Raw genomic sequence first — 15,520 nt, 5'->3', positions numbered from 1 at the left:
GGCGGCGGTGGTCGGCTATCCGCACGATATCAAGGGTCAGGGCATCTATTGCTATGTCACGCTCAACGCCGGCGAGGAACATAGCGAGCAACTGGTCGCCGAACTGCGCGCCCATGTGCGCACCGAAATCGGACCGATCGCGACGCCCGACCATCTCCACCTGACCCCCGCTCTGCCCAAGACCCGCAGCGGCAAGATCATGCGCCGTATCTTGCGCAAAATCGCCGAAAATGAATATAGCGCCCTGGGAGATACCTCGACGCTTGCAGATCCCGGCGTTGTTGATAATCTGATCAAAGGACGATTAAACCGGTAAGCTATGCTCCGTAGTTGATGCAGGGCCCTACCGGAGTTCAGCTTCCTGCCTTCAGGGCTCCGCATCCAGTGGCCAGCATCTCGCTGACCTAGTCGGAGCGGGGCGAAGGTCGGCTTGTCCCTTTGCAACAGCGCCCGCTAATCCCACTGGACCTCACCGGTGAAGCCGGAAAGGCTTTTTTCCTTCTCCCTCAGCGAAAAAACAATGACGCTCAATCAAACTTGCCCGTTTTCGGGAATCCCGTCGGCGGCAGGCGTCCGGCGGCGCCGCGCGCGACACGCCACATGGTCAGGTCATTCTCGGTCCGCGTACGCCCCGTCTCGCCGCCCATCGCCCAGCTCAGGCCGTCTTCCAATTTGAATACCGTCGCATCGGACAGGCCGCCGTCCTTGTATCGTTGCAGCATCACGCCCTGCCCCCTGGCCATTTCAGGCATTTCGGAGAGAGAGAAGACGACCAGCTTGCGATTCTCGCCAATCGCTGCGACATGGTCGGCGTTTTCCGGCACCGGCCGCACCACCAGCAACCGCGCATCCCCTTTCAGATTGGCAACCTGCCGACCCTTCTTGGTCTCGGCCACCACATCCGCGATATTGGCGATGAAACCGCGCCCCCAGGTCGAGGCTATGAGCAGCTTGGCCTTCATATCCGCGACCATCAGCGCTATCGGTTCTGCCCCGGCCTCGAGATCGACCATCGATCCGACCGGCTCGCCAAAGCCGCGCGCACCGGGCAGCTTGTCCGCACCAATCGTGTAAAAACGGCCATTGTCACAACACATCAGCAGCTTGTCTGTGGTCTGCGCGTGAAAGGCGAATTTTGGCCCATCGCCCTCTTTGAACTTGAAACTGTCCGGAGCAGAAAGGTCGGCGTGACCCTTCATCGCCTTCACCCAGCCGCGCTGCGACATGATGACGGTGACCGGTTCCTTCTCGATAAACGCTTCCAGCGAAATTTCCCTCGCCGGTGCAGCCTCGATCAGCATCGTCCGGCGCGCGCCCAACGCGGTATCCTCGGCATAAAGTTTTCGCAATTCCGCCAAATCTTTCTTGAGCCGTGTTTTCTGCCGCGCAGGGCTATCGATCAGCTTTTCCAGACCATCACGTTCCTCAAGCAGCTTGTCGCGCTCGTTGCGCAATTCCATTTCTTCCAGCTTGCGCAAGCTGCGCAGGCGCATGTTGAGGATTGCTTCGGCCTGCCTGTCGGTAAGCTTGAACTCTTCCATCAACAGCGGCTTGGGTTCGTCATGGTTGCGGATAATCTCGATCACCCGGTCGAGATTGAGATAGGCGATGATATAGCCTTCGAGCAACTCGAGGCGCGCATCAATCTTGTCTAGCCGGTGCTGCGAACGCCGGACCAACACTTCGATCTGGTGGACAATCCATTGTTTCAGCACTTCGCTGATACCCATCACTTTGGGCACCCGGTCCTTGTCCAGAACATTCATGTTGAGCGAGAAGCGGTTTTCCAGATCACTCATCCGGAACAGCGCGTTCATCAGGTCATCCGGGTCGACCGCGCGATTTTTCGGCTCAAGCACGATCCGCACCTGCTCGTCGGATTCATCGCGAATATCGGCGAGGATCGGCAATTTCTTGTCTGCAATGATCTGGGCGATCTGTTCGATCAGCTTGCCTTTTTGCACCTGATAGGGGATTTCGGTGACAACGATCTGCCACGCACCGCGCCCTTCGGCGTCTTCCTTCTCCCACTTGCAGCGCACCCGCATCGCACCGCGTCCGCTTTCATAAGCGGCGTCAATGACAGACTTCGGGTCAACCAGGGTGCCGCCTGTGGCGAGATCAGGACCTTTTATGATGGCCATGATCTCGGCATGTTCGGCCTTGGGACTATCAATCAGGAGCGTCGCCGCGTCGATAATCTCGTGGACATTGTGCGACGGAATACTGGTTGCCATGCCCACGGCAATGCCGCTGGCACCATTGGCGAGCAGATTGGGGAACAGGCCGGGCATCACTTCCGGCTCTTCATCCTCACCATTATAAGTGGGTTTAAAATCGACCGTGCCTTCGTCGAGGCCGTGCATCAGCTCGATCGCTGTGCGAGTCAGCCGGGCCTCGGTATAGCGGTAAGCCGCGGCGTTATCGCCATCGATATTGCCAAAATTTCCCTGCCCGTCGACCAAGGGATAGCGCAGCGAGAAGGTCTGGGCGAGACGGACCATTGCGTCATAGACGGACTGGTCGCCATGCGGATGATATTTACCGATAACATCGCCGACCACACGGGCGCATTTCTTGTAACCTTGCGACGGGTCTAACTTGAGCAGCCGCATCGCCCACAGCAAACGGCGGTGGACCGGCTTCAGCCCATCACGCAGATCGGGTAGCGACCGCGCGGTGATCGTCGACATGGCATAAATCAGATAGCGCTCGGACAGCGCCGCATCAAAGGGCGCCTCGACTATCGCGTCAAATTCATCTTCGGGAGCCGCTTCGGGCGCATCGGTTACATCACTCATGGGCGTTGCGATAGCAGGGTGGATTCTCGCTGTGTAGAGCGAAAATCAAACAGAGCGGAATTCCGCTAGCGACTAGAAGGCTCCGTGCCGCCCCTTGCCCTGGGTAAAAGCGGTCGCGCCAGACAAAGTTTCGCCGCTGCGCAGCGTTTCCTTACCGAGCAACAACTCGTTCCGCATCGCGCTGTCGTGGTCCAGCGACCATTGCTCGTGCATGGACCTGCGGTCATTGCGCAAACAGCGCTGCGGAAAGGCCGCGATCTGGCTGGCCAGTTCGAGCGCGGTATCGAGCGCCGCACCATCATCGGCCAAGCGGTTGGCAAGTCCGATATCAAAAGCCTCTTCGGCCAGCAGTTCGCGGCCGGTCAGGATCAGGTCGCTAGCCCGCGACTGCCCGATCAGGCGCGGCAACCGCACCGTCCCCATATCGATCAGGGGCACACCGAAGCGCCGGCAGAAAATCCCGAAACGTGCAGATTTGGCCATGACGCGCAGATCGCACCACAGGGCCAGTTCCATGCCGCCGGCCACGGCAAAGCCTTCAACAGCGGCAATCACCGGCTTGGAAAGCTGCATCCGCGTTGGCCCCATGGGGGCCAGCGGCCCGGTTTCCTCGACCCGGTTCCCTGCCCCTGCTGCAACCGCCTTGAGATCGGCACCAGCACAGAAATTGCCACCAGCGCCGCGAAGAATAGCGACGCTCAGACTTTCGTCGCGGTCAAAATGCTCGAAAGCATCGAACAACAGCTGCGCCGTGGGACCATCCACTGCATTGCGCCGTTCGGGACGGTCGATGGTGACAATTGCGATATTCTCACGCGTTTCGAAAGCTACAGTCACTTGCCTCTCCTCATCCTATGCAGGCTGCAGCCACTCTTCCGGCAAATTCAGACCTTCCCGCTCATTGTCCCAGATGATGCTCATGATCCACCAGCGCCCGGAACAGTCCGTACCGTCGTTCCACAAATGCACCATGTTGACGCCGCGGAACTGTATCTCCGGATGGTCCGGTGTTTCGCGAGCCTCATAGGTGGAATAGACATGGGCAATCTGGCCGAACCGGTCGGTCTTGCGGCCGATTTCGATCTCGTAAAAGCTGCGGCCTTCCAGCAAGGGAATCGTCGCCTCGACAAATTCATCATAGCTGAACGTATAGGCAACCGGCCGACCATCCTCGATCCGGGTCCGGGTGATCAGCGCGCGGGGATGATAGATTTCACGATCCCGCTCCCAATCCTGCCCGCCCGGTGGTCCGGAGATACACTCATAGAGCGTGTTCATGACTTCATCGATCGTGGCATATTTGGTCATCGCGTCCATTCCCGTTCATCCGTCCGAGCAGATATCATGAAACGGGATTCATTGCACCGCAAGCCGGATTGGCATATAGACAGGCTTCGCTGCCCCGATCCGTTCAATCAGCCATGATTCGAACCGTCGGGGCATGATTTTTTGTCGCTCTCTTTGCGAAGTGGAACCATGCAATGTCCCGTCGTCGCCAAATTTATGAAGGCAAGGCCAAGATTCTGTACGAAGGCCCGGAGCCTGGCACCATCATCCAATATTTCAAGGATGATGCCACTGCTTTCAATGCAGAGAAAAAAGGCACGATCAATGGCAAGGGCGTGATCAATAATCGCGTCAGCGAGCATATTTTCACCTTGCTCGGCCATATTGGTATCCCCAGCCATTTCATCCGCCGGCTCAATATGCGCGAGCAGCTCGTCAAACAGGTCGAGATTGTGCCGATTGAAGTGATAGTTCGCAACGTCGCTGCCGGTTCGCTATCCAAGCGCCTGGGCATTGAAGAGGGCACCCCACTACCCCACACATTGCTGGAATATTGCTACAAGGATGATGCACTCGGTGATCCACTGGTCGCCGAAGAACATATTGCCTGTTTCGGCTGGGCTACTCAGGAGGAGATGCAGGACATTTCTTCCATGGCTATCCGGATCAATGACTTCATGGCCGGCATGTTCGCCGGGATTGGCATCAGGCTGGTCGATTTCAAGCTCGAGTTCGGCCGGATTTTCGAAGGCGATTTTTCGCGGATCATCCTCGCCGACGAGATCAGCCCCGACGGCTGTCGTCTTTGGGATATCAAGACCAACGAGAAGCTCGACAAGGACCGGTTCCGCCGCGATCTGGGTGGAGAAGCAGAGGCTTATCAGGAAGTTGCGCGGCGCCTGGGGCTTTTCCCAGAAGGCGTCAGCGAAGTTCTGGATCTTAATAGCGAACGGAAAAAGCGCGGGAAATAGCCAGCAGTATATTCTGCCGGACGGAGAGCATCGCCGCAGGAATATCCAATTCACATAATATTTCCGAAGTGGAAATGCCGGTTCGGAAACACAGGTCTTCCCATTTTGCCTACTTGCTCTTGCCCCGGCTAAACTTGGCGCTATAGCAAGGCGATATGAGCAGCGGAGCAGCGCGAGGGCGAAGGATGAAAGTCAGAATATTTGTAACGCTGAAAAATGGCGTATTGGACCCTCAGGGCAAGGCCATTCATCATGCACTGGAAAGCCTGGATTTTTCGGGCGTGAATGACGTCCGTGCCGGTAAACTGATCGAACTTGATCTTGACGCTTCCGTGAGCCAAGCAGACATTGAAAAAATGTGTGACAAACTGCTCGCCAATACGGTCATTGAAAATTATCAGATCGAGATGCCGGAGACACATTCCTGATGCAATCTGCGGTGATCGTTTTCCCCGGTTCCAATTGCGACCGTGATATGGCCGTCGCGCTGGAGACGGTTTCTGGTCACAAGCCCCATATGGTGTGGCATGGTGACAGCACCCTGCCGCCGGGCCTCGACGTTATCGCCATTCCTGGCGGCTTTTCCTACGGTGACTATCTGCGATCGGGTGCCATGGCCTCCCGTTCCCACATCATCAAGGCGGTTATTGAAGCGGCTGGACGCGGCGTGCGGATTTTGGGCGTGTGCAACGGATTTCAGATACTCACCGAAACCGGATTGCTCCCAGGGGCGCTGATGCGGAACAAAAACATCCATTTTGTTTGCAAGGATGTCAATCTGGACGTCGTCAATGCCAACACCCTGTTCACCTCCCGCTATCAGGAAAACGAGGCGATCTCGATCCCGGTGGCGCATCATGACGGCAATTTCTTTGCCGACGATCAGACATTGGACCGGTTGGAAAATGAAGGGCAGATTGTCTTTCGCTATCAAAGCGACATCAACGGTTCATCCCGTAATATAGCCGGCATCATCAACCAGGCAGGCAATGTCCTGGGAATGATGCCGCATCCCGAGCGCGCCATTGATGCCAAACACGGCGGCACCGACGGATTAAAACTTTTCGAAAGCCTGTTCAGCTAGAATAGTTCGAACAGCGGGTTCGTTCGGCTGTGCCGGTCCCGCAAAAATTCGTGCCCTTGCTGCACGTGCGATTCTAATATGGCAAAAGCAATAGCCGGGCTGAAATCGATCGCCCGCCGTTCATCCGAGCTCGAAATATCATAGACATGCCGCGACCAATTAGAGGCTTACCCCGTCCGCAAAAGAAAAAGGGCCGGTCCGAAGACCAGCCCTTTTCATAATTACTTACCGTGTTGGTATTAGTTACCGGAACCAGGTCCGTACATAACTTCCACACGACGGTTCTGCGGTTCGCGAACACCGTCTGCGGTTTCAACGCGAGGACGCGATTCACCGAAGGCTTCGCTCGAGATAACGCCGCCGCTGATGCCGCGCGATTCAAGATACGCACGAACAGCTTCGTTACGACGCTGGGACAGACCGACGTTGTAGCTGGCAGAACCAGATTTGTCAGCGTGACCAGCCAGCATGACCTGAGCCGAACCACAATCACCATATGCGGTAACCGCATTGTCGAGCACCGAAGCCGCTTCTGGTGTGATATCCGACTGATCCCAGTCAAAGAACACAATATAAGGGCCAGGCGCACATACTGCCGGTGGTGGCGGTGGTGGCGGTGGCGGTGGTGGTGGTGGTGGTGGTGGAGGCGGTGGCGGTGGTGGTGCCGCTGGTTCGCCGCCGAAGTTATAGATCAAGCTACCCAGCACCGAGTGCGACCGCAGACGCGTGTTGGCTTCGTTGCCACGCTGGTCAACGAGATTAACCTTATCGGCATTGAAGAAGCGATATTTCAGACCAACATCCCAGCTATCGCTCAACGGAGCGCGAACCCCTGCGAGCAACTGCCATGCAAAACCCGTGTCCGAATCATCAAGATAGGGTCCGGCAAAAATATGCGACAGTTCGGTCCGGGCAACGCCGACACCACCGCCAGCAAAACCCTGCAGGCCGTCATCATCACCGAAGTCCAACAAGCCATTCAGCATGAAGCTGAGAGCGTTGGTTTCGCCAGCGATTGGGGTCACGCCAATGAAGTTTCCACCGCCGTTGGCGATTGAAGCGATACCAGGCGCGCCAGCTTGCAAACGATCGGTCGCAGCAGCTTTATATCCGACTTCAGCTTCCAATCGGAAACCACCGAAATCGTAACCGACGATACCGTCAAAATCATAACCTACGTCATGATCAACTTCTAGTGCATTGCTAACACCGCCGAGATCAATTGAAAGATCCTCAACGATCATTACGCCGCCTTCTACACCAACATACCACTGGTCATCACGAGCCAGTGCTGGCGTAGCAAGCGCCGTGGAGGCAAGCGCCATTCCTAAGGCAAGCTTCCGCATTTATATTCCCCTTCTCATTTAGGTTCTAAATTCACGCTGCTTTCTAACCTCTCGCTCTGGCCAGTGCAAGCGACCAAATTGCAGAACTGTTGCGAAAATGTCGCCATTTTCGGCATTTAGTCCGAAAAATCGCGTTCGAAATCTTTCGAATTGGTAAAAATGTCTGACCAATCACCATCATAATACGTTTTTAAGGGCCGGGCTTGAAAATTCCCTGCACCCGCAGCGCAGCCAAAATCGAATCGATGGCCACTCGGGCCTCTGTATCAACGACAGCGCCCCCTACCGGACTTCCTATTGCATCCGCCAAGTGCCACGAATCGTTGAAAACTACGAAACATCCACTTGATTCGACAAACACACGCATCGACATTATCGGCGAGATGAACAACCAGCCATTTTCCGTCCAGCCCGCGATTTGATTATCATGATCAAACCAGTCATTGACCGCGCCCGGACCCACCAACCATGACTGCCCCGGAACCGGTACGACGGTTGCTGGATCAGTCTCTATTGCCTGTACCGTCGGGTGAATCAAAAAATCGAGCCGCGCCAGCGCTTCATTGTGAAACAATTCTTTGTGCGCTTGTCCCGCCGACAGAAGTGCAAGTCTAAACCGTGCTGTTTCCAATATCGTCATGTTCTTGTCTTTCCCGGAATATTGCGAAGTTAAAACAGAATGGATTCAAAGTGAGATTTGAAACGCCAGTGGCTCGGAAAGACCGTACAATCCAATTTGCCGGACTTTGACGGCTACATGATCGACGTTACCGGATATTAGCGGTGCGATCTGGATCGAAGATATAATGACATACGGAACGCCGGCCTCCATTAGGATCGCTGCTTCGAAATCGTCATCCATCGACAACTCCACCCGATATTTCTCGACTTCCTCGGCCAGCGGCACGTCGATATGATCCGCCCAGATCACGCCGCCCCGGGACCGTCGGGTCCAGCCAATTTCTAGATCTCCATTGTCGAGGAAGTGCCATTTCGCGTGAACCGGTGACCAGGGCATCAATGCCCGGCCCGGCGTCGCTATCGCAGCGAAGACAGGAACGCCGTCATCTCGTCCTAGCGCAAATAGCTCAGCGGGGGAGAAAGGCATATAAGCGGCAGAGCCAATTTCCAGCATCGACCCGGCGTCAAGCAACACAAAAGCTTCTCCAACGCTATGCCGCGTAATTTCGGCTTCTGTTCCACCGAGACCGCGTAAAAGGCGAGACAGCCGGTATCGGCCATTTCCGAGCGATAGAGCTTTCCCAAACTGGATAATTTCCTGACCGATCATGGCAATGTTACTCCCGGCCAGCAATTGCGGGTCATCAGCATGGCGCAGCGCCATCGCAGAATGCTGCAAGTCCACGTCGATATGATTTAACCGGTCGACCAATGCAGCATTCGCCGAGCCGAGCGCCGCTGACGCGACGCCCATGATGGTCGGCGCAGGTATCTGACCGATATATTCTCCCGGCGTACCATCTGAACCAGACGCAAAAAGCTGCGCGTTTCGCCATCCGATGTCCCCGGCTGCGGCAGCGTAAAGTCTGGCTGAATCTGACACGGCGGCTGGCGCATCAAGCGCGAATGGCAAGTCGACCAGAACCAGACGAGTCACTCCGGCACGGAGGTCGGAATCCGCTATGATTCTGCCTTCTTCCGATCCGACCAGAGTCAGGCCTCTGATGGCACGCGCTCTGGTCAGGGATAATTGCACAAAGCCCGAACGCATTTCGCATTGACGAATCCGCCACAGCCCTGGAAATGCTTCGAATTTCGTCAGCATGCCGGGCCGGTAGATAGTGCCGCGCAAGGGCACGGAAAAGCTTAAGGTCGAGCGCCCGTCATATTCCGACCAAAGCGCTGAGCGGGCGATTGTCTTGGCGCCGTCGGCCGTTATCGCCGCAGGAAATTCTCGGACATGCGCTAGCCGGCCGGTTCCCGGCCGAAACGCGGATTGAATGCCCGCTTGATAGTCGCGCGCCGGATCATAATAGCGGACCGACATCTGCCGGGGTGCTGCGGCAGCCGAGGCTGTGTGCTGTTTCAGGGGCGCGATCTCCTGATTTCCAGCCGCGTGCACAACATCGCTGTCGATTGTCAGGGCGGTCGCTATATCCGCACCGGCACGAACCTCCGCAGCAATATGGTCAATCGCGTCTGGGTCGGATGAGAAGGACAAGGGAATCGAATCGGTTAGCGACCGCAAGGCAGCCTGTCGATCCTCCCCCCCGGCCGCAAAGCCAATGACCGCTTCACCCGCTGACAACGCAATACGCTGACCCGAAATATCCGCAATAATATCGGCGATCATTATCGAGCCGTCGTCGGCCATCACTTCAAAGGTCAGCGACGGGATTCGATTGCCATATTCCGCCAGATCCATATCGCCGAAAACAGCCAAACCATAGCCACGATAGGCAGGTGTCCCGCCCGCCGCCTCTGCACTGGCCATCAGCCCGTCGACAAGCTGGTCCTCACATCCCGCGTGAAAGGAAAATTGCGTTTCGGTTTTAAAATCTCCGGCCGCCCCCCGGAATATTTTGCCATCCGCCCAAATGCGACCGATGTCGCGGATCCGGCGGCAGGACAGGGCCACGGCGAAACAGGCAGAATAGCTGTAAACCGTTGTGCTCGGCCGTCCTTTTCCTCCCCCTTGCCGACTGCGGGTTTCTTTCAGGTCGGTCGCCCAGATCACCGTCCCGGCGACACGCATCTTGCCGAATAGGCGGGGAATTTGCGCTCCATAGCTCGATGTCTGAACGGCCAGTTCCGGCAACCGCGGACCTTCCCGGCCCTTCGGTTCGAAAAGAATATTCTGATCAACCTGCTGGCCAATTATCGCGCCAATCGCGCCGCCAATCGGTCCACCGACCGCAGAACCCACGGCGGTTAACACCAAAGTCGCCATTCAATCCTCCGCCAATCTGAAAATCGAGACGATCGGCCATGGTGCCTCTCCGGGACAAAATACAACCTTGCCCAGTCCGGCGTGGGCATGGACAAAGCCATTTTGCGCGCGGATCAGAAAATGCCACTGAACCGGACTGGGCCTGACCAGAACGATATCGCCTTCGCACAGTTCGGCAGTCGGCGGGAACCGCTCGAAACCGGTTTCTGCCATGAATGCCCCAATCGCCTGCTCTGACCCGCCCCGAATCGAATAACCGTTGGGAATATCGCACTGAAAACGAGCGGCAATCAGGCATTGCGCGGCGAGTCCGATACAATCCAGTCCGGTTGTTTCGTCCCGCCCGTGCAGGCAAAATCGCGCGCCGCACAGCGACACTGCCTTTTCCGCCATTTTTATTGGCCTCCAATCCTTATGTTTCACGCGCCGGGATAGCGCGTCAGCAAATCATTTCCGGGCAAATAGGGTTCGCCGCGAAAGTTCACGCTGTTGGCAAACCGGTCCCGGCAAGTTGCAAAATTCTTGTCGCACCCTTCGGTAAGCAATATCCTGGTGCCTTCAGCAAGACACGGCGATGGCGGATCGGCCAGCCTGACAATTGTCCCCTGCCCGTCGATGATCGCCAGGCTGAGCCCGCAACTGGCACCGTCGAGAATACGCAGGGAACCGAAGATAAAATCGACCGCCATATCCTCCGGACCGTCGATCTTTATCTCTTCTCCATCAACCGACAAAATCCGGCCTTCCCACTGGTGACGATGGAGGCTGAGCTTACACTGCCGATCGCCAAATTCGGCTCGGCAAGTCGGCGATGTCAGCGGCGCTATCGGCTCGTTCAAAAGCGAGGATGCCCCCAGGATTTCAACGGTAAACATCTCCCCTGACCGGACAATTTCGCCAAATTCGCCGCAAATCAGCGGCAATGGCTGTGCATCCGGCTGTTCCCAGTCGACGAGCGAGATATAGAGCAGCGCACCATCCCATCGTCCGGCATCGATGTCCGTTTCTGCAATCGCCGCACTCGTCATGACACCGGCAATTTCGACATTGTCGACAGCCAGACTGTCGGAGAGCGCGATTGATGATGGCACCATTCCCGGCGTCGCGCGATAGCGAAAACTGTCGATAACCAGATCGCGATCATGCGACGTAAATCCAAGCACGATCCCGTCTGCGCGCTCCAGCCGCCAGAGATAGGCGGTGGTGGTGACATCCCGGTCAAACCAGTCGAGGTTCATGACGTTTCCTTTACCTCGATCAAAAATACCTCCGCTATGTCCCCGGCCAGAAATGTCGTGTGACTGACCGACAACTGATCGCTGGCAAATCGCACGGGAACGTCGAACAGGAAGCCGGCGGTGACTTCGCTATCCTCGGGTGGCGGTGTAACAAACGCCACCATCCCGGCCTCAGCCAGCGACCAGTTGCCGACCAACTGCCCGTCAATTGCTACCTGGAGCGAATCCGGATCGGGCCGGGTGATCCGTCGTTGCTGCGCTTCGCCGGCAGCATCACCGTAGTTTTTGACCAGTGGAAATCGGGTCCGCTGGCCATCACCATTGCCGAGAACCTGGTCGGATGGCGTCGGTGCACTGACCATGTCATGTGAACTATAGTCATAAGGATCTCGAAAGCGAAACGCCTTTGCCGCCCCCCGGCGCGCCCGGAAAAAGGCAATCAGATCACGCAATTCCTTCTCGCTTCTGATGCCTGGCCCGACGTCGATTTCGAGCCGGGCATCGGCCCAGTCGCTGTTGCGGGTTTCATGGCCGGAAACGGTCGTCACGATATTGGTGGAAAATCCCGGTGACACGCTAGCCCCGCGGCCAATTGCGAGCGGGAATTGTATGTCGTCAAAGGCGTTCACATCCTCTTCCTCTTCCTGAAAATAGGTGAATCCGTCGCGCGCAACTTGGGGCAGCGCCCAGATATGGATTTCCGACGTGCCGCGTTGCTTTGCGTCGGCGATAGCGTCCGCCATATAGGTCCAGACCGGCCGGTCTTCGGCGGCGAGGACAAAGCCGGAGAAATAGTGCTGCTGGTCGACCGGATAGCCGAGCCGCTGGGTTGCCATTTCTATGCCGCTGCCGGTCGCCGCTCGATTGCCGGCAATCACCCAGTCATAATCTTCGAGTTGCAAGATATCGAAGGCCGGCGTTGCCCATCCCGTCGGCAAATTTGCGCGCTTTGCCTCCGGCGCGTCCTCGTCAAGAATCGTCGGCAAATAGGCGAGCAGCAGCGTTTCGACCGGGACAACGCCGGCCTCGTCTCTGACCGCGTCCAGCAAGGTGGCGGTGGACTGCGCCAAAATCGCTCCGGCCTGATCGAGCATCGCTTCCTGCTGAACAGTTTTTGGCCCTTCAATCGATGCGATACCGACCGAATTCACCCCTAAAGCTGCAGTCGCGGCGGCGTCATAGAGACAAATGCGCTTGTCCGGCATGATCCACCACCATGGCTCGCCGATCTGGAAGCGGATACTGGCATCAGCGTCGCGCGCGATTGCCACGAAAGCGCGCGCGATAGCCTGCAGATAGGCCATGGCATTGCCATTGGCCGGCGAGAGCAAGGTCGAAGGTGGTTCCCAGCCGGTCAGTGCCGGATCGCCATTTTCCGCGCGCTGTTTCCAGTCGTGCCAGCAATGTGCATCGAATAATTCATAAGAGAGCGACAAAATGACGGTGAAATCCATCGCCTCGGCGCGGGTGATCAGATCGCGGTGCCACATGGTTGCGGGCTGGTTGATAGCCGCATATTCCTCCCCCGATTGAGACGCAGAAAGGGTCACGTAAAGACCTTCCCCTGCGCTCTCGAGCCGGAAATAATGGCTCATCCCGAGATAATGATTGATCGACCCGCGATAGCCCAGCGCACGGATCATCCGCAGCAATCGTTCCGGTGTCTGGTTGAAACTGTCGTCATAAGCGGTCGCCATCGCGAGGCCGTTTTCCGGGATCATGACATCGCCGATCTCGAGCACCGCGCCCTGTCCGTCGGTGCGGATCGCACTCATTTCAATCCAGCCGATTTTCGGCGTAGCGTATCGCAAGCCCTGCTCATCATATTCCGGCGGAATGACCGAAATGAACAGCCGGTCGATATTTTCGGGGAAGACCGGATCGGCCTCTCCGGGTAACAGAAAGCCCCCGTCCACCTTTGAAAATTCTATAGAAATCTGCGCATCCGTCGGTGTGCCGCTGGCGTAGTTCCACAGACGGACATACCAGGATTTCGTTACACCCGCTGCATCCCGCCCTTCAATCGTCAGCGTCGGGCCATTAATTGCATCGAGCGGCATGATGCCGGAGGATCGCCAGCGAAACTGCCAGCTGAGCCGCGAATAATCGGTCAGGGTTTCATAGGCCAAAAGAGGGTGGTCGAGCCTGTCTTCGCTGTCCCAGACCAGACCCGCCAGATCGTCACTATTGTAGAAGACCGCATCGATGCGCAACGCATCGGGTGCCGTTGTCACCACCGAGGCCATCATCGGACGCGGGAAATTGATCGTCCAGAACCGGGGATCGAACCGCTGGATGAAGCTGCTGCGCTGCGCTGTTCTTTTGTCTGCCAGCCAGAAACCCATATCAGCCCGCCTTCGCGGCCAGCGCATTGCGCACCGCCCGCGCCACCTGGCGACTGGATCGGCGCATCTGTTCCGGTGCGCTCCCCTGGCCATGGTCTGAAATGTTGATCGTAAGCCGGATACTGGGTGCGGCGCTAGCGGGCACACTCGGTTCAATGCGTCCCGCCGACGCAGGAATGAATGTCTCCGGCCCTTGCTCGCCGACTCGATAGGCCCGCCCGCCGGTAACAGGACCGCCGGTTGCCCGGCCCGGCGCACCCAGAAAGGCACCGAGCAAGGATGTCCCGATACTGACCAAGCCGCCACCATAGCTGCCAGAGCCGCCAGCAAACAAGCTTTGCAGGCCGCCATTGATTGCGGCGCTGGCAATGTCATTGATTACCGAAAGCGCGACCCGGCGGAGATCTTCAAAATCCAGAGTGCCACGCCGGATCGCGCGGCTGAGGGTGCTTTCCAGAGCCGAGCCTGCCCGTTGCAGTCCAGATGCAAACGGGCCGTCGAGCTGCCCTTTCATGTCCGCCACATCCTTGGCAAAGCCGGCGGTATCAGCGCGCACGCTAACCACCAGACGTTCGATTTCTTCATCCATCGGGATAGGTTTCTTTCAGTTGTTCAAAGGTGGAACGGTCGAGCGGCGACGCCAGGCCAAGACCAGTTTCCTGGACGCCGAGAGCCCGGAACAGGCCGGTCAGCTCCTCCGGAGTCGCGCGCCAAAACTGGTCCGGTGTCCAGCCAAGGATGAGTGGCACAAGACCCGCCAGATGCGCTGCGGATGCGCCAAATCTTTCGGCCATCAGCTTTCCGGGGACTGGCCTTGCAATATCTGCTTGAGCAAGATTTTAAGCGATGGCGTCACCCCTGTGAGGCCCAATGCCGCAATAGCCGTGCCCAGTTTGTCGCGCGTCAAATGATTCGGTCGGTCGCGGATGCAATGCCAGAACAGAACCGCAATCTCGCCGAGCTTCAACTGCCCGCGCGATGCTCGCTCGACAAGATCGAAGAGGGAACCGAGCTCCTCTTCGGCAGCGACCAGCGCAGAGAAGGTCGGTCGCAGAACAATGCGCTCACCCTCGATCAGCAAGCTGACCTCGCCGCGAAGCATATTAGCCGGGTCAGACATTGATCACCGCGCCCGAGCTTTCAAGGCTGAGCGTATAGCTGCGTTCGCCGTTATAATCGCCGCTATAATCCAGCCGCGCGACCAGAAAATCGCCCTGCATCCGCTCGCCGCCTTCAAAACTGAGTTCATAGGAATCGATGACGCCGCCGAGCGCATGCCCCTTGATCCGGACTTCGGCATCCGAGCCGGTGAATACTCCGGCCCCGGAGACCGAAACCGAGCGAATCCCCGCACCGGACAAAAGCTGTCGCCAGCCACCACTATCCTTGCTGGTGATCGACACCGGCTCGCCATTCACGGTCATTTGCGTGGTCCTGAGACCAGCGATTGTCGTATAAGTCGGCGGACTCTCGCCATCGCCGATTTTCAGGAGAAAGGCGCTGCCTTTTTCTGCTGCCATATTCTGGGTTCCTTCAT

17 protein-coding genes are annotated in these 15,520 nt (G+C 57.3%); 4 read left to right on the top strand and 13 right to left on the bottom strand.

The window, feature by feature from the left end; genetic code table 11:
* On the top strand, positions 1–316 hold a 316-nt coding region (locus ACN0WX_RS05015; RefSeq protein WP_417621172.1), incomplete at its 5' end, for an AMP-binding enzyme.
* A 211-nt stretch (positions 317–527) separates the two neighbouring features.
* On the opposite strand, the gene parC is transcribed toward ACN0WX_RS05015, so the two are convergent.
* From parC to ACN0WX_RS05000, 3 genes are all read right to left on the bottom strand, one after another.
* On the bottom strand, positions 528–2,801 hold the full coding sequence (parC, locus tag ACN0WX_RS05010) for a DNA topoisomerase IV subunit A (RefSeq protein ID WP_417621171.1): 2,274 nt from the start codon (positions 2,799–2,801) through the stop codon (positions 528–530).
* A gap of 72 nt (positions 2,802–2,873) precedes the next feature.
* Entirely contained in the window at positions 2,874–3,638 is a 765-nt protein-coding gene (locus ACN0WX_RS05005) for a crotonase/enoyl-CoA hydratase family protein (RefSeq protein WP_417621170.1), read from the bottom strand.
* Positions 3,639–3,653: 15 nt separating this feature from the next.
* Positions 3,654–4,109, bottom strand: a complete 456-nt coding sequence (locus tag ACN0WX_RS05000; protein WP_417621169.1) for a hypothetical protein — start codon at positions 4,107–4,109, stop codon at positions 3,654–3,656.
* A gap of 173 nt (positions 4,110–4,282) precedes the next feature.
* On the opposite strand from ACN0WX_RS05000, the gene purC reads away from it, so the two are divergent.
* From purC to purQ, 3 genes are all read left to right on the top strand, one after another.
* Positions 4,283–5,059, top strand: a complete 777-nt coding sequence (gene purC / locus ACN0WX_RS04995; RefSeq protein WP_417621168.1) for a phosphoribosylaminoimidazolesuccinocarboxamide synthase — start codon at positions 4,283–4,285, stop codon at positions 5,057–5,059.
* Between the two features lie 185 nt (positions 5,060–5,244).
* Positions 5,245–5,487 (top strand): phosphoribosylformylglycinamidine synthase subunit PurS, encoded by a 243-nt coding sequence (gene purS / locus ACN0WX_RS04990; RefSeq protein WP_417621167.1) that lies wholly within the window; start codon positions 5,245–5,247, stop codon positions 5,485–5,487.
* On the top strand, positions 5,487–6,143 hold the full coding sequence (gene purQ / locus ACN0WX_RS04985) for a phosphoribosylformylglycinamidine synthase subunit PurQ (RefSeq protein WP_417621166.1): 657 nt from the start codon (positions 5,487–5,489) through the stop codon (positions 6,141–6,143). Before purS ends, purQ begins: the two co-directional genes overlap by 1 nt.
* A 239-nt stretch (positions 6,144–6,382) precedes the next feature.
* Here purQ and ACN0WX_RS04980 read toward each other — a convergent pair whose 3' ends face one another.
* From ACN0WX_RS04980 to ACN0WX_RS04935, 10 genes are all read right to left on the bottom strand, one after another.
* Positions 6,383–7,489 carry an OmpA family protein gene (locus ACN0WX_RS04980; RefSeq protein WP_417621165.1) on the bottom strand — a complete coding sequence of 369 codons (1,107 nt, stop codon included), beginning with the start codon at positions 7,487–7,489 and terminating at the stop codon, positions 6,383–6,385.
* Positions 7,490–7,679: 190 nt separating this feature from the next.
* Entirely contained in the window at positions 7,680–8,129 is a 450-nt protein-coding gene (locus ACN0WX_RS04975) for a DUF2793 domain-containing protein (protein WP_417621164.1), read from the bottom strand.
* 45 nt (positions 8,130–8,174) lie between these two features.
* Positions 8,175–10,400, bottom strand: coding sequence for a phage tail protein (locus ACN0WX_RS04970; protein ID WP_417621163.1), 2,226 nt, complete (start codon positions 10,398–10,400; stop codon positions 8,175–8,177).
* The gene (locus tag ACN0WX_RS04965; protein ID WP_417621162.1) at positions 10,401–10,793 is read right to left on the bottom strand and encodes a peptidoglycan endopeptidase; all 393 of its coding nucleotides are present in this window, start codon (positions 10,791–10,793) and stop codon (positions 10,401–10,403) included.
* Between the two features lie 26 nt (positions 10,794–10,819).
* Positions 10,820–11,638 (bottom strand): DUF2163 domain-containing protein, encoded by an 819-nt coding sequence (locus ACN0WX_RS04960; protein WP_417621161.1) that lies wholly within the window; start codon positions 11,636–11,638, stop codon positions 10,820–10,822.
* Entirely contained in the window at positions 11,635–13,983 is a 2,349-nt protein-coding gene (locus ACN0WX_RS04955) for a DUF2460 domain-containing protein (RefSeq protein WP_417621160.1), read from the bottom strand. The genes ACN0WX_RS04960 and ACN0WX_RS04955 overlap by 4 nt, the downstream gene beginning before the upstream one ends.
* Position 13,984: 1 nt before the next feature.
* Positions 13,985–14,572, bottom strand: coding sequence for a tail tape measure protein (locus ACN0WX_RS04950; protein ID WP_417621159.1), 588 nt, complete (start codon positions 14,570–14,572; stop codon positions 13,985–13,987).
* Positions 14,565–14,777, bottom strand: coding sequence for a phage tail assembly chaperone (locus ACN0WX_RS04945; RefSeq protein WP_417621158.1), 213 nt, complete (start codon positions 14,775–14,777; stop codon positions 14,565–14,567). The genes ACN0WX_RS04950 and ACN0WX_RS04945 overlap by 8 nt, the downstream gene beginning before the upstream one ends.
* Positions 14,777–15,103, bottom strand: a complete 327-nt coding sequence (locus ACN0WX_RS04940; RefSeq protein ID WP_417621157.1) for a gene transfer agent family protein — start codon at positions 15,101–15,103, stop codon at positions 14,777–14,779. The genes ACN0WX_RS04945 and ACN0WX_RS04940 overlap by 1 nt, the downstream gene beginning before the upstream one ends.
* Complete coding sequence (locus tag ACN0WX_RS04935) at positions 15,096–15,503, bottom strand: phage tail tube protein (protein ID WP_417621156.1); 408 nt, start codon at positions 15,501–15,503, stop codon at positions 15,096–15,098. The genes ACN0WX_RS04940 and ACN0WX_RS04935 overlap by 8 nt, the downstream gene beginning before the upstream one ends.
* Between the last annotated feature and the right edge of the window lie 17 nt (positions 15,504–15,520).

Origin of the sequence: Parasphingorhabdus sp. (assembly GCF_048269915.1) — a bacterium.
Classification (GTDB): Bacteria; Pseudomonadota; Alphaproteobacteria; order Sphingomonadales; family Sphingomonadaceae; genus Parasphingorhabdus.
Note: the sequence above shows the minus strand (reverse complement) of the source record. Positions and strands in the feature narration are given on the sequence as shown.

Excerpts from the sequence above, each read along its gene's own strand:
- ACN0WX_RS04955 (WP_417621160.1), bottom strand. The coding sequence starts at position 13,983 with ATGGGTTTCTGGCTGGCAGACAAAAGAACAGCGCAGCGCAGCAGCTTC.
- parC (WP_417621171.1), bottom strand. The coding sequence starts at position 2,801 with ATGAGTGATGTAACCGATGCGCCCGAAGCGGCTCCCGAAGATGAATTT.
- ACN0WX_RS04960 (WP_417621161.1), bottom strand. The coding sequence starts at position 11,638 with ATGAACCTCGACTGGTTTGACCGGGATGTCACCACCACCGCCTATCTC.
- ACN0WX_RS04980 (WP_417621165.1), bottom strand. The coding sequence starts at position 7,489 with ATGCGGAAGCTTGCCTTAGGAATGGCGCTTGCCTCCACGGCGCTTGCT.
- ACN0WX_RS04940 (WP_417621157.1), bottom strand. The coding sequence starts at position 15,103 with ATGTCTGACCCGGCTAATATGCTTCGCGGCGAGGTCAGCTTGCTGATC.
- ACN0WX_RS05000 (WP_417621169.1), bottom strand. The coding sequence starts at position 4,109 with ATGACCAAATATGCCACGATCGATGAAGTCATGAACACGCTCTATGAG.
- ACN0WX_RS04945 (WP_417621158.1), bottom strand. The coding sequence starts at position 14,777 with ATGGCCGAAAGATTTGGCGCATCCGCAGCGCATCTGGCGGGTCTTGTG.
- ACN0WX_RS04975 (WP_417621164.1), bottom strand. The coding sequence starts at position 8,129 with ATGACGATATTGGAAACAGCACGGTTTAGACTTGCACTTCTGTCGGCG.
- ACN0WX_RS04965 (WP_417621162.1), bottom strand. The coding sequence starts at position 10,793 with ATGGCGGAAAAGGCAGTGTCGCTGTGCGGCGCGCGATTTTGCCTGCAC.
- purQ (WP_417621166.1), top strand. The coding sequence starts at position 5,487 with ATGCAATCTGCGGTGATCGTTTTCCCCGGTTCCAATTGCGACCGTGAT.
- ACN0WX_RS04970 (WP_417621163.1), bottom strand. The coding sequence starts at position 10,400 with ATGGCGACTTTGGTGTTAACCGCCGTGGGTTCTGCGGTCGGTGGACCG.
- purC (WP_417621168.1), top strand. The coding sequence starts at position 4,283 with ATGTCCCGTCGTCGCCAAATTTATGAAGGCAAGGCCAAGATTCTGTAC.
- ACN0WX_RS04950 (WP_417621159.1), bottom strand. The coding sequence starts at position 14,572 with ATGGATGAAGAAATCGAACGTCTGGTGGTTAGCGTGCGCGCTGATACC.
- ACN0WX_RS04935 (WP_417621156.1), bottom strand. The coding sequence starts at position 15,503 with ATGGCAGCAGAAAAAGGCAGCGCCTTTCTCCTGAAAATCGGCGATGGC.
- purS (WP_417621167.1), top strand. The coding sequence starts at position 5,245 with ATGAAAGTCAGAATATTTGTAACGCTGAAAAATGGCGTATTGGACCCT.